Here is a 13,492-nt window from a genome sequence, read left to right as displayed (position 1 = left end):
TCAGTGGCATATCAGTTCAAACCCAACTTGCCCCGCAGGGTCGACAGGTCTTCGGCCAGGGTATTAACCGGACCCACCAGGGCCTTGCGGTCGTTTTCCTTGACCTTGTCGTAGGTCTGGAAACCACCGTCCGGGGTTTTGTATTTGGCGAGGATCTTGTCCACCGTTGCGAAGTTCTTGTCGACCTTGGTCAGGAACGCCTTGTCCTGTTTGTCGATCTGGCCGCGGAACAGGTCAACGATTTTCTTCGCGCCGTCGATGTTGCCCTGGAAGTCGTAGAGGTCGGTGTGGCTGTAGCGGTCTTCCTCACCGGAGATCTTGGTCGCGGCGACTTCTTCCAGCAGCGCGGCGGCGCCGCCGACGACTTTTTCCGGCGGGAAGGTCAGGCCGTCGACGCGGGTTTTCAGGTCATTGACATCGGTGTTGAGCTTGGCGGTCAGCGCTTCCAGGCCCTGGGTGCTGTTCTGCGAGAACAGCGCGTATTCGATGCGGTGAAAGCCGGTGAAGTCTTCGGCGGTCACACCTTTTTCGTGGTCGTCGACACGTGAGTCGATGGACGCGTCCAGGTCGCTGAACAGTTCGGCAATCGGCTCGATGGACTCGTAGTGCACACGGGTCGGCGCGTAGAGCTTTTTCGCCGTGGCCAGGTCGCCCTTGTTGATCGCAGCGGTGAACGCCTGGGTCTGGGTGACCAGCTCGGCGATTTCTTCGGTGACGTAGATCTTGTAGTCCGACACCGGACCGACCAGGTCCAGGGGCGCGGTGGCGGCAAATGCGCTCAGCGGCGAGAGGGTCATTAGCAACGACAACGCAATAGTCGACTTCTTCATGGGACGCTCCGGTTTTTTAGGTATTGGCAGTGGTTTGAGGGGGCGTGGCCGCCAGCAGCGTGCGCCCGATAAAGTCCCTGGGCCCGGTAACGCCCGGCAAGGTGAAGAAATACCCGCCGCCCACCGGCTTGAGGTACTCCTCCAGAGGCTCGCCATTGAGCCGGGTCTGCACGCTGATAAAGCCTTTCTCCAGGTCGGCCTGGTAGCAGATGAACAGCAATCCCATGTCCAGCTGACCGTTCTTGTTGACACCGTTGGAGTAGTTGAACGGCCGGCGCAGGATCAGGTTGGCCTGGGTCTGCGGCGTGCGCGGGTTGGCCAGGCGGATGTGCGCATCGAGCTTGGTCAGCTTGCCTTCCGGGTCCTTGCTGTAGTCCGGCACCTGGGATTCGCTGTGGCCCCCCATGGGTGCACCGGTGGGTTTGACGCGGCCGATGATGCTTTCCTGTTCCTGCAACGGCGTGCGATCCCAGCGTTCGACGAAGTTGCGAATGATGCGCACCGCCTGGTAGCTGCCATGGGCGGCCCAGGCCGGTTCATCGCTGCCGGGCTGGACCCAGACGATCTGGTCCATGGTCTTGGCATTGTTGGAATCCGGATTGGCCGAACCATCGCGAAAGCCGAGGAAGTTACGCGCGCTCTGCGCCGGCTCGCCGGGTTTGGTCGGTGCCTGGGGCGGCACACTGCCTTCCTGTTTCCAGCGCACCAGCAGCAGGTCGGGCAGATTTTTCACGATGTCGCGCAGGGCATGGATATTGGTGTCGGTCGTGTTGGAGCAGAACTGCAGGCTCAGGTCGCCGTGGCACTGCGCCGGCTCCAGCGCATCATTGGGGAAACCGACCATGCGGCTCAGCCGCTTGGGCTTGACCGCTGCAAGGCCGAAGCGCTCATCAAACAGCGACTCGCCGACCGACACGGTGATGGTCAGGTTGTCCGGCGTGACCACCGGGCCAAGGATGCCGGAATCGGTGGGCGGCAGTTTCGGGTCGACCTGGGGCACGGTGCCGCCGGTCATCAGAAAACGGATGCGCTCGTTGAGGGTATGAAACAGCCGCTCCAGGTCTTCGCGGTCGCTGGCCAATACGTCGAATGCCACCAGCATGCCGCAGGCCGGGCGGGGGGTAACGATGCCGCTCTGGTGCGTGCCGAAAAAATCGTGGTGGTCCTGGGTCTTGTCACTGCGCGGTGCGGTGGTGACCTGTTCGGCCGCGGCGGCCATCGCCGGGCAGCTCAGGCTGCTGCCGGCAATCGCAGCGCCGGTGGCGGCCATGCCCAGCAGGACACGGCGGCGTTGTGCGGAAAACTGCTCTGAATCACTCATGTATGCGTTCGTCTCACTGCAGGCCGGAAAGGCCAAGGGCGGGGTCGATTCCATCGAGTGCGGCGGCCAGTGCCTTGGCCTTGTCGGCGATCTGCTTGCGCTGATCAACGGTGATGCTGTCGTAGCGGGCGTAACCGTTATCCACCTTGAATCCCTGGAGTTCGCTGTCGAAGGCGGCGAGGGCACTGTCGATAGTGGGCAACAGGTCGGCGGCGGACTTGCTCAGCAGTGGTCGCATCAGCTCCACCACTTTGTGCGCGACCTGGAGGTTGGCGGCAAACCCGTTGAGGTCGATATGGCTGTAGCGTTCCTCTTCACCGCTGGCCGCGCGTACATCGGCCAGGCTGTTGAGGTTGCGCACCACAATGCTCACCAGTTGCTCCGGCGGCAGGGACTGGGCCAGCAACTGCTGCTTGAGCGTGGTGACGTCGGCCACTAGGCGCTGCGCAATCGGCGCCAGGCCATCGAGGCTGCGCTGCTGGAACAGGCTGTATTCCAGGCGGTGGAAGCCACTGAAGGCCGGGTCTTGCTCGCGTTTTTCAAAGTAATCGGCGCGCGCGTTGATCGCGTTGTCCAGTTCGGCCAGGCGCTGAGCAGCCGGCGCCAGGCGCTGGTAGGCCTCACGCGCCGGCACATACAGCGCCTGGGCTTGGGCCAGGTCGCCGGCGTCGATGGCTTGTTGCAGCGCCGTTGTCGTCTTGACCAGCGCACTGCCCTGGGCGCTCAGGTACACGCGAAACTCCGACAGCGGTCCGATAAAAGCCACCATCGACGGTTTGGCCTTGGCCTGGGCGTCGGACTGCGCAGTCGGCGTCACCCGCAAGGTGCCGCGCGGATTGCTCAGCAGCCCGCAGGTGATTGCGTAGTCGCCGGGCTGCAGGTTGGCGTTGATCACCTGGCTCAGGCCCGGCGCAATGTTCTCGCGCTCCTCGACCACCAGCACGCCATCGAGGATTTCCCACTCCACGGCGCGATCCGAACGGTTGACGATGCGAAAGCTCGCGCGGCCGGCCGGCACGGTGAGCGCATTGGGCTCGCAGGCATGGCCGTGGAGGGTCACGGTGATTTCATTGTGGTTGGCCTGGCGTTTGCTCGCGGCCAATTGCGAGGCGTAATAGAACAAACCACCGGCGGCGATCATCACGACCACCGAGCCTGCCACGGCCCAGCGCAGGGCGCGGGACGGCGGGGCGGGTTGAGGCGTTGGGCTGGACAAGAGACGGTCCTTACTGACTGGAAGCGGAAGGGGATTGGGCGACAGGCGCAGCAGGCGATGCGGGCAGGAAAAACATCACCAGTGCCACCACCAGGTAAATCAGATAGGCGCCAAGGGTGCTCACGGTCGGCGCTTCCTGGTAGCCGAACATCCCGGCCAGCACCGAGCCCAGCGGGCTGTCCATTGGCAGCGCGCTGCTGAAATCGAACAGCACGGTTTGCAGGTGGTTCCACACACCGGCTTCGTGCAGGGCCTGCACCGAGTTGGCGAGGATGCCGGCGGCCACCACCAGGATAAACAGGCCGGTCCAGCGGAAGAACGCGCCGAGGTTCAGGCGCATGCTGCCGCTGTAGATCAGGAAACCGACGATGATCGCCAGGATCAGGCCGAGCAGCGCACCGATCGGCGCGCCAGGGCCTTCGCTCTGCTGGAACACCGCCAGCAGGAAAAACACGGTTTCCAGGCCTTCGCGGGCCACGGCGAAAAACACCATCAGGATCAAGGCCGTGACCTGGTGCCGGGAACCGGTCAGGGCGTGATCGAGGGAGGCGTGCAGCGAGTGCTTGATCGAGCGGGCCACCTTGCGCATCCAGAACACCATCGAGCTGAGGATGCCCACGGCCACCAGTCCGACAATGCCTTCGAACAATTCCTGCTGCTTTTGCGGAAACTCGGCACTCACCAGTTCCAATCCACCGCCCACCAGCAAGGCCAACGCAGCGGCGAGAAACACCCCGATCCACACCGCCGGCATCCACTGGCCACGGCCGGTTTGCTGCAGGTAACTGGCGATGATGCCAACGATCAACGCGGCCTCAATGCCCTCGCGCAGCATGATGAGAAAGGGGACAAGCATTCGGCACCACAGGGTAATTAGGTAGGGTGCTAAGTTGTATCATAATGATACTCATTACTAAACAGGAAAACTTGACGTTTGCTGAACCCTGGCTGAACGGTGGTGGCAAAGCGCAAGCGCCCTTATGATGCTCGCCATCTCCAGTGTGATCGGATTGCCCCGTAGCCCATGTCGGAAAAAGACACCATCTCTGTCCACCTTGTGCGCGAGGCTTTGTTGCAGAGCTGCGCGCCGGGCGCCGCTACGCTTGAGGCCCTGAGCAAGGTCGGCATCGACCCGGCGCTGCTGGAGCAGCCGCTCGCCCGCGTTCCCGCCACAGCCTATGCGCGCCTGTGGCGTCTGCTCGCACGGCGCAGCGACGATGAGTTCTTCGGCATGGACCCGCGCAAGCTCAAGTCCGGCAGCCTGGCGTTCCTGTGTCACGCCGCAATGGCGCAACCGAACCTGGGCGCGAGCCTGGAAACCGGCCTGGGTTTTCTGTCCTTGATGCTGGAGCAGATGCCCGCTCAACTGGTGCGCCAACAAAGCCTGGCCGAAATCGTGTTGCTCGAACCCGCTCCTAAACGCGCGTTTACCTATTTCACCTATTGGATGATCGTGCACGGCGTCGCCTGTTGGCTGGCGGGCCGGCGTATCCCGATCCTGGCCATTGAGCTGCGGTGTCCGCAACCGGCCTTTTATGACGATTACCGGGTGATGTTCTCCGACAACTTGCGCTTCGACCGGCCGCGCACGCGCATGATCTTCTCCGCCGATTGCCTGGACCTGCCGATCAAGCGCAGCCCCGAAGAGCTCAAGCGCTTCCTCGCGCATGCGCCAGCCAACATTCTGGTCAAATACCGCGATCCGCAAAGCCTGGCCACGCGCATCAAACACGACCTGCGCCAACTGCCGCCCGACACCTGGCCGAAAACCGACGGCCTCGCGGCGTCGCTGTGCGTGTCCGCCTCGACCCTGCGACGCCGTCTGGCTGAAGAAGGGCAGACCTACCTGGGTCTCAAGGACAACGTGCGTAAAGAGTTGGCCATCGTATGGTTGGCCGAACCGCAGATCAGCTTTGCCGAGATTGCCGCGCGGTTGGGATTTGCAGACACCAGTTCGTTTTATAAAGCCTTTCGCAAATGGTCCGGATCAAATCCGGGCCATTATCGCAGTTTGATCCTGAACGAAATAATGCCTGGCAAGTAGTGCCAGTGTGGGACCAGAACGTCGCTGACAGCGTCATTCTTTTAGGAATTTGCCACGTAGCTCCTTTCCCAAGACCCAAAAAAAGCCCCGCGACCGAATGGGGCGCGGGGCTAAAAATTGGCTGGATGCGACCAACCAAAGGAGCTCTTTACATTACTTCGCGTTCGCGATGACCGTATCCGGCTGCCAGCCACCGCCCAGCGCCTTGTAGATCGCGACAATCCCGCGATACAGGTCCACTTCGGCCTGAGCCTGGGCGTCTTCGGCGGCCAGACGTTCCCGTTGGGCATCAAGCAACACCAAAAAGTCCACCGTGCCTTCGCGATAACGAATGGCCGCGAGGTCGGCGGCGGCGCGGCTGGACTCACTCTGACGGATCAACGACAGCAACCGCTGTTGGCGTTTGCCGTAATCACTGAAAGCATTTTCCGATTCTTCCAACGCCAGCAGCACCTGTTGCTCATAGGTCGCCAGCGCGCCATCGGCCTCGGCGTCCGCGCCGCGCAAGCGCGCACGCACGCTGCCCAGGTCGAACGCCGCCCAGGTAATGCTTGGGCCGAGCGCCCAGGCATTGGCTGCCGATGAGCCAATCTGCGAACCGCGCCCGGCGGTGAAGCCGAGGAAGCCGCTGAGGCTGACCCGTGGGAACAGATCGGCCTTGGCCACGCCAATGCGGGCGGTGGCGGCGGCCAGCTTGCGTTCGGCGCTGAGGATGTCCGGACGCCGTTGCAGCAGTTGCCCCGGGTCGCCGATCGGCAGCGCCTTGGCAATCGCCGGCAGGTCTTTGGCGCTCAGGTCGACGCTGAGCTTGTCCGGGCGCTGGCCGAGCAGGGTGGCGATGCGGTTGCGCTCGCGCACCTGTTCGGCCTGCAGCTGCGGCACGCTGGCTTCCACCGAGGCCAGGCGTGCATCGGCGCGCTCCACATCGAGCTGGTCGCCCACACCGGCATCACGCAGGCTCACCGTGATGCTGCGTGAGTCCTGCTGGTTCTTCAGATTGTCCAGGGCAATGCGTTCGCGCAGTTGCGCACCGCGCAACTGGCCGTAGGCATCCACCAGTTCGGCAATCATGCTCACTTGCAACTGGTAAAGGTCGGCCTCGGCTGCCTGCTGGTCGGCGTCGCTGGCTTCCAGATTGCGCTGGATGCGGCCGAACAGGTCCAGCTCCCAGGCCATGTCCAGCCCCAGGTCATAACGTTCGCTGTTGACGCGCCGAGTGGTCTGGCCAGGGATCTGCCCCTTGGCCAAGTCACTGCTGGCGCGGCTGGTGATGGTCGGCATGGCGTCATTGCTGGCGTCATCACGAATCGCCCGGGCCGCACGCAGGCGGGCAAACGCCACGCGCAGGTCACGGTTACCTTGCAGCGACTGAGTCACCAACTGATTGAGGGTCGGGTCCTCGAACTGCTGCCACCAGATACCTTCGAACTTGGCGTGATCGTATTGCTTTGCGTCTGCAGCGGCGGTGATGTTCGCCGCCTCCGGCGTCTGGGTTTTGTAGTCCGGGCCGACGGCGCAGGCGGCGAGCGCCAGTACCAGCAGGCTCGGCAGGAATAGTTTCACGCTCATGGCTGTGTCTCCAGCTTCAAGGCCTTGGCCGCTTTGCGCGCCTGGCTGCGCTCCACATAGCGACGAATGAGTACGTAGAACACCGGCGTCAGCAACAGGCCGAAGAAGGTCACCCCGATCATCCCGGAGAACACCGCCACGCCCATGGCATGGCGCATCTCGGCACCGGCACCGCTGGACAGCACCAGTGGCACCACACCCATGATGAAGGCGAACGAGGTCATCAGGATCGGCCGCAGACGCAGGCGGCAGGCTTCGAGCACCGCAGCCAGCGGGTCAAGGCCCTCGGCCTGTTTGTCCTTGGCGAACTCGACGATCAGAATCGCGTTCTTGCACGCCAGGCCCACCAGTACGATCAGACCGATCTGGGTGAAGATGTTGTTGTCGCTGCCCGAGATGATCACCCCGGTGATCGCCGACAGCAGCGTCATCGGCACGATCAGGATCACCGCCAGTGGCAGGCTCCAGCTTTCGTACTGCGCGGCCAGCACCAGGAACGCCAGCAGCACGCAGAGCGGGAACACGAACAGCGCGGTGTTGCCCGAGAGGATCTGCTGATAGGTCAGGTCGGTCCACTCGTAGGTCATGCCATTGGGCAGTTCATCCTTCAACAGTTTTTCAATCGCCGCTTGAGCCTGGCCGGAGCTGTAGCCCGGTGCGGCGTTGCCGTTGATCTCTGCGGTGATAAAGCCGTTGTAGTGCATCACGCGGTCGGGCCCCGAGGTGTCGCTGACCTTGATGAAGGTCGCCAGCGGGATCATCTCGCCCTTGTTGTTGCGCACTTTCAACTGGCCGATCTGGTCTTCGTCCTGGCGAAACTGTTGTTCAGCCTGCACGTTGACCTGGTAGGTGCGGCCAAAGCGGTTGAAGTCGTTGGCGTACAACGAGCCCAGGTAGATCTGCAGGGTGTCGAAGATGTCGCTGATCGCCACGCCGTGGGTCTTGGCCTTCTCACGGTCGATGGCGGCATCGACCTGGGGCACGTTGACCGTGTAGCTGGTGAACAGGCCGAACAGCTCCGGCACGCCACGGCTCTTGGTGATGATGTTCTGCACTTCCTTGTACAGCTCGTCGTAGCCCAGGTTGCCACGGTCTTCGACCTGCAGGCGGAAGCCGCCGATGGTGCCCAGGCCCTGTACCGGCGGCGGTGGGAAGATCGCCATATAGGCTTCCTGGATGCCGGCGTACTGGCCGTTCAAGGCACCGGCAATCGCACCGGCGGACAGGCTCGCGTCCTTGCGCTCATCGAACGGCTTCAAGGTCACGAACACGATGCCGTTGTTCGGGCTGTTGGTAAAACCGTTGATCGACAGGCCCGGGAAGGCGATGGCACTTTCCACGCCCGGCTGTTTCAAGGCGATGTCGGACATGCGCTTGATCACCGCTTCAGTACGGTCCAGGCTGGCGGCGTCCGGCAATTGCGCGAAGGCCACCAGGTATTGCTTGTCCTGGGCCGGCACGAAACCGGTGGGGGTGTGGGCAAAGCCGAACCAGGTCAGCACCATCAACCCTGCGTACAGGAACAACGCGATACCGCTGCCGCGAATCACCCGGCGCACGGTGCCGACGTAACCGTGGCTGGCTTTCTCGAAGAAGCGGTTGAACGGACGGAACAGCCAGCCGCCGAACAGTTTGTCGAGCACTTTGGAGAAGCGGTCCTTCGGTGCGTCATGGCTGCGCAGCAACACGGCGGCCAGGGCAGGGGACAGGGTCAGCGAGTTGAACGCCGAGATCACCGTGGAAATCGCAATGGTCAGGGCGAACTGTTTGTAGAACTGCCCGGTCAGGCCGCTGATGAACGCCGCCGGAATGAACACTGCACACAGCACCAGCGCCGTGGCGATGATCGGGCCGGTCACTTCGCTCATGGCCTTTTCCGTGGCCGGGTAGGGGTCCAGCCCCAGCTCGATATTGCGCTCGACGTTCTCCACCACCACGATGGCGTCGTCCACCACGATACCAATGGCCAACACCAGGCCGAACAGCGACAGCGCATTGAGCGAAAAGCCGAACAGGTGCATCACCGCAAAGGTCCCGATCAACGACACCGGCACCGCCACCAGCGGAATGATCGACGCGCGCCAGGTCTGCAGGAACAGGATCACCACCAGCACAACCAGGATCAACGCTTCGAACAGGGTATGCACCACCGCTTCGATGGAGCCGCGCACGAACACCGTCGGGTCGTAGGCGATGCGGTAATCCATGCCTTCGGGGAAGCTCTTCTTCAGCTCCGCCATCTTGGCGCGCACTTCGTTGGAGATGTCGATGGCGTTGGAGCCAGGGCGCTGGAAGATCGGGATCGCCACGGCCGGCTGGTTGTCGATCAGCGAGCGCAGGGCGTATTGGCTGGAGCCCAGCTCAACCCGTGCGACGTCCTTGAGACGGGTGATCTCGCCGTTGTCACCGGCGCGGATCACGATGTTCTCGAACTCTTCTTCAGTGACCAGACGACCCTGGGTGTTCACCGACAGCTGGAAGCTGGTGTCGTTGGGCGCAGGCTGCGCGCCCAGGGCACCGGCCGCTACCTGGCGGTTCTGTTCGCGAATCGCCGTCACCACATCGGTGGCGGTCAGGTTGCGCGAGGCGGTCTTGTTCGGGTCCAGCCATACGCGCAGGGAGTAGTCGCCCATGCCGAACAACTGCACGTCGCCGACGCCGCCGAGGCGGGCCAGTTCGTCCTTGATATTGAGGATCGCGTAGTTGGACAGGTAGAGCATGTCGTAGCGCTGATCGGGCGAGGTAACGTGCACCACCATGGTCAGGTCCGGGGAGGCCTTGTCCACGGTGATGCCGATGCGTGTCACTTCCTCGGGCAGTTTTGGCTGAGTGCGTGTCACGCGGTTTTGCACCTGCACCTGCGCGTTGTCCAGGTCGGTGCCCAGGGCGAAGGTGATGGTCAGGGTCAGCTTGCCGTCAGCGGTGGATTGCGAGGACATGTACAGCATGTTCTCGACGCCGGTGATTGCTTGCTCCAGCGGCGCGGCCACGGTTTCGCCGATGACCTTGGGGTTGGCGCCGGGGAAGTTGGCGCGTACCACCACGGTGGGTGGCACCACTTCCGGGTATTCGCTGATCGGCAATTGAAACAGCGAGATTGCACCCGCGATCAGGATCAACAGCGACAGCACCGCTGCGAAGATCGGCCGCGAAATGAAGAACTTGGAAAAATTCATCTTGAGTCGTATCCCTTAACCGCGTGGAGTCGCGACAGCAGCGAGCTTGGGCGCGGTTTTTTCCGGCGCCACCTGTTCGAGGTTGCTGGCTTCAAGCGCTTGTCGTTGTTGGGCGAGAGCGGCGAGGGTTTCCTGGCTGGCCATCGGGATGGTCTCCGGGGAAACCGGCGTACCCGGACGCACGCGCTGCAGGCCTTTGACCACAATGGTGTCGTCCTTGCCCAGGCCGCTGCGCACGATGCGCAGGCCTTCGATCTTTGGCCCCAGCTCCACGGCGCGATAGGCCGGCTTGTCGCCTTCCATCACCAGCACGAACTTCTTGCCAAGGTCGGTGCCCACGGCCTCGTCGTTGATCAGCACGGCAGAATAGGTGCCGCTGCCCACCAGCTTGAGGCGGGCATACAGGCCAGGGGTGTATTCGCCCTTGCTGTTATCGAACACGGCGCGCCCGCGAATGGTGCCGGTGGCCGGGTTGACCTGGTTGTCGACGAAGTTCATCTGGCCCAGGTGCGGGTTGCCGGCTTCATTGGACAGGCCCAGGTACACCGGGGTGGTCGCGCCACGGCGGCCCTGGCGCGCCAGCTCGGTGTACTTGAGGTACACGCGCTCGTCGGCGTCGAAGTATGCATACACCTTGTCGGTGGAAACCACGCTGGTCAGCGCGGTGGTATCGGCCGTCACCAGGTTGCCGGCGGTGATCTCCGCGCGGCTGACCCGGCCGCTGATCGGCGAGGTCACGCGGGTAAAGCTCAGGTTCAGTTTGGCCAGGTCCAACTGCGCCTGGATCCCGGCGACCGCAGCGCGGGCTTCCTGGGCGGCGGTGGTGCGCGAGTCGGCCAGTTCGGCGGAAATCGCATTGCTCTGGCGCAGACGGTCACCGCGCTGGGCTTCGTTGTCACTGCGGTTGGCGGCGGCCTTCGTCTGTTGCAACTGGGCTTCAAGCTGGCGCACTTGCGCCTGGAACGGGCGCGGGTCGATCTGAAACAGCAGGTCGCCTTTCTTGACCAAAGCGCCTTCGGTAAAAGCGACTTGATCAATCTGGCCAGAGACCCGAGGACGAATCTGCACAGTCTCCGGGGCTTCGAGACGGCCGGTGAATTCGTCCCACTCGTTGACCGGTTGTTCCAGCACCTTGGCCACGCTGACTTTCGCCGGTGGCATGGCGGCGGCCTGATCGGGGGTCTTGCCGCAGGCGCTCATCACCACCACGGCCAATATCGCCAGGGGGAAGCGCAAGTGTTTGAGTGACTGTTCCATGAGGTGCATCCGCCAATGTATTTGAGATGGGCGGATCATGCGCGGGGTAGGGGTATGTCACGAATCGAATGAGGCGAAGGTGACTATCATTCGGAATGATATAAGCAGAAGGGGGGATGCTGGCTTGGGCCTGGAAGCTGACCGAAAATGTCTGCCGAACACTGCGCAAAGTGTGGGAGGGGGCTTGCTCCCGATGGCGGAGTGTCATTCAGCTTATTTGTGGCTGAAACAACGCCATCGGGAGCAAGCCCCCTCCCACATTCGGATGTCCATGGATCAGGCCGAGCCTGGGCGAGGTGCAGCCATCACCCAAATACCGGATATACCCCCAACCCTCACCCCTGGCCAAACAAGTCATAAGCATCAAGCAACCGATAAGCAATCTCCGGCCGTTTCTCCAGGCCCCGGCGAATCGCCGCCGGAATCGCCTGCCGTGTCTTGCGGCACATTCCCGGCAGTTCATCGATGACAATCTGAATTCCCCGCATGCTCCTGACCTCGGTATGTCCGGGCGCCACATGCACGCGAATCCCCAGCAGCTCATACATGCGCTGCTGCATGTGCTCCAGGTCCTGCAGACTCTTGAGATCTTCCAGCCGGGCAAGCAGCTTTTTTTCTTCCTGACGCGTCAGGCCAAGCACCCGCAGGTCCGCACCCGGCGCCTGCAGCAGCTGTTCACGGGCGCAAATACAGGCGCCGGGTGGGCAGGGTTGGCGAATTGTCATGTGCATTCCCTCCCCATTGCGGCGCCACCGACTTAATAGGTCAGCGCAACGCCCAGGCTGCCCAGGGCTTTCCAGTAATCAGGATAGGTCTTGGCCACGCAGTCCGGGTCCTGGATGCGAATGCCCGCGACCTTCAGCCCCGCCAGCGCAAAGCACATGGCGATGCGGTGGTCGGCGTGGGTGTCGATCAGTGCATTGCAGGAAGTGCCGGCCAGCGCCGGGTCGGCGGCTACCAGCAAGTCATCGCCCTCGATGGTCGCCAGGCCCGGGCGGATTTCGTTGAGGCCGTCGTGCAGGGCCTGCACGCGGTCACATTCCTTCACGCGCAGGTTGGCCAGTTCAGTGAAGCGTACCGGGGTGTTGTTGAAGGCGGCCAATACCGCCAGGGTCGGGATCGCGTCCTGCATCTGCGAGCCCACCACGGTGGCCGGCATGTTCGGGAACTGCGCGATCACCGCCTGGGCCCTGGCGTCCGGCTGGGTGAAATCCTGCGCGGCCACGCCGATATCGATACGGCCGCCGGTTAACACTTCAGCCGCCCACAGGTAGGTGGCGGCGGACGCATCCGGCTCGATCAGGTAGTCATGGGCACGGTAGCCGGTCGCGGCGACGCGCCAGGTGCTGTCGTCGACTACCTCCACCTGCGCGCCGAATGCGCGCATGCAGTCCAGCGTCAGGTCCACATAGCCACGAGCGCCAATGTCCTTGCCGGTCAGTGCCACTTCAATCGGTGCTTCGCCGCACGCCGCCAGCATCAGCAGCGCCGAGACGTACTGGCTGGACAAGCCGCCGTCGATCTCGAAGCGCCTGGCCTGCACCTTGCCCACGCCGTGTACGGTCACCGGCGGGCAGCCGGTGAGGCTGTCGACCTGAATGCCGTTCTGCCCGAGGGCGGTCAGCAGCGGGCCGATCGGGCGTTTTTGCATGTAGGTGTCGCCGTCCAGCACGACGCTGCCTTGCACGGTGGCCACAGCGGCGGTGAGAAAGCGCATCGCCGTGCCGGCATTGCCGAGAAATAGCGGTTGCAGGGGCCGTTGCAGCTTGCCGGAACCGGTCACCACAAAGGTGGTGTCATCCGGCTCATCGATGGTCACGCCCATCTCGCGCAAGGCCACCGACATATGCCGGGTGTCATCGCTTTTCAGTGCGCCGCTCAGGCGACTGGTGCCGGTGGCCAGGGCGGCCAGCAACAGGGCGCGGTTAGTGATGGATTTGGAGCCGGGGGGCGCGACCTTGCCGTTCAGGGGGAAATTGGGCGGGGTAACGGTCACGGTTTTCTGCGAACTCAAGGTGCAAGGCTCCTGATCAGGGCAAGGTGGCACGGAGTGGCCGACGGGCGGACTCGAATAATCGG

Annotated in this window: 10 protein-coding genes; 1 reads left to right on the top strand and 9 read right to left on the bottom strand. The window is 63.0% G+C overall.

Features of this window, described 5'->3' with window-relative positions; translation table 11 throughout:
- Nucleotides 1–11 precede the first annotated feature (11 nt).
- The 4 genes from efeO (RHM60_RS04580) to efeU are packed head-to-tail and all read right to left on the bottom strand — an operon-like array spanning nucleotide 12 to nucleotide 4,223.
- Nucleotides 12–830, bottom strand: a complete 819-nt coding sequence (gene efeO / locus RHM60_RS04580; protein WP_209982460.1) for an iron uptake system protein EfeO — start codon at nucleotides 828–830, stop codon at nucleotides 12–14.
- 16 nt (nucleotides 831–846) lie between these two features.
- Complete coding sequence (efeB, locus tag RHM60_RS04575) at nucleotides 847–2,151, bottom strand: iron uptake transporter deferrochelatase/peroxidase subunit (protein WP_209982458.1); 1,305 nt, start codon at nucleotides 2,149–2,151, stop codon at nucleotides 847–849.
- Between the two features lie 13 nt (nucleotides 2,152–2,164).
- The gene (efeO, locus tag RHM60_RS04570; RefSeq protein WP_322213763.1) at nucleotides 2,165–3,367 is read right to left on the bottom strand and encodes an iron uptake system protein EfeO; all 1,203 of its coding nucleotides are present in this window, start codon (nucleotides 3,365–3,367) and stop codon (nucleotides 2,165–2,167) included.
- 10 nt (nucleotides 3,368–3,377) lie between these two features.
- Nucleotides 3,378–4,223 (bottom strand): iron uptake transporter permease EfeU, encoded by an 846-nt coding sequence (gene efeU / locus RHM60_RS04565; protein ID WP_322213762.1) that lies wholly within the window; start codon nucleotides 4,221–4,223, stop codon nucleotides 3,378–3,380.
- Between the two features lie 168 nt (nucleotides 4,224–4,391).
- On the opposite strand from efeU, the gene RHM60_RS04560 reads away from it, so the two are divergent.
- Entirely contained in the window at nucleotides 4,392–5,411 is a 1,020-nt protein-coding gene (locus RHM60_RS04560) for an AraC family transcriptional regulator (RefSeq protein WP_322213761.1), read from the top strand.
- A gap of 153 nt (nucleotides 5,412–5,564) precedes the next feature.
- On the opposite strand, the gene RHM60_RS04555 is transcribed toward RHM60_RS04560, so the two are convergent.
- The 5 genes from RHM60_RS04555 to RHM60_RS04535 all read right to left on the bottom strand — a co-directional run bounded on the left by RHM60_RS04555 (nucleotide 5,565) and on the right by RHM60_RS04535 (nucleotide 13,427).
- Nucleotides 5,565–6,980 carry a TolC family protein gene (locus RHM60_RS04555; RefSeq protein ID WP_322213760.1) on the bottom strand — a complete coding sequence of 472 codons (1,416 nt, stop codon included), beginning with the start codon at nucleotides 6,978–6,980 and terminating at the stop codon, nucleotides 5,565–5,567.
- Nucleotides 6,977–10,156, bottom strand: coding sequence for an efflux RND transporter permease subunit (locus tag RHM60_RS04550; RefSeq protein ID WP_231423401.1), 3,180 nt, complete (start codon nucleotides 10,154–10,156; stop codon nucleotides 6,977–6,979). The genes RHM60_RS04555 and RHM60_RS04550 overlap by 4 nt, the downstream gene beginning before the upstream one ends.
- A gap of 15 nt (nucleotides 10,157–10,171) precedes the next feature.
- The gene (gene mexE / locus RHM60_RS04545; protein ID WP_209982446.1) at nucleotides 10,172–11,413 is read right to left on the bottom strand and encodes a multidrug efflux RND transporter periplasmic adaptor subunit MexE; all 1,242 of its coding nucleotides are present in this window, start codon (nucleotides 11,411–11,413) and stop codon (nucleotides 10,172–10,174) included.
- 335 nt (nucleotides 11,414–11,748) lie between these two features.
- On the bottom strand, nucleotides 11,749–12,138 hold the full coding sequence (locus RHM60_RS04540) for a hypothetical protein (RefSeq protein ID WP_122458707.1): 390 nt from the start codon (nucleotides 12,136–12,138) through the stop codon (nucleotides 11,749–11,751).
- Between the two features lie 32 nt (nucleotides 12,139–12,170).
- Nucleotides 12,171–13,427 (bottom strand): 3-phosphoshikimate 1-carboxyvinyltransferase, encoded by a 1,257-nt coding sequence (locus tag RHM60_RS04535; RefSeq protein ID WP_322213759.1) that lies wholly within the window; start codon nucleotides 13,425–13,427, stop codon nucleotides 12,171–12,173.
- Between the last annotated feature and the right edge of the window lie 65 nt (nucleotides 13,428–13,492).

This window comes from Pseudomonas sp. MH9.3 (assembly GCF_034354675.1).
Lineage (GTDB): Bacteria > Pseudomonadota > Gammaproteobacteria > Pseudomonadales > Pseudomonadaceae > Aquipseudomonas.
Note: the sequence above shows the minus strand (reverse complement) of the source record. Positions and strands in the feature narration are given on the sequence as shown.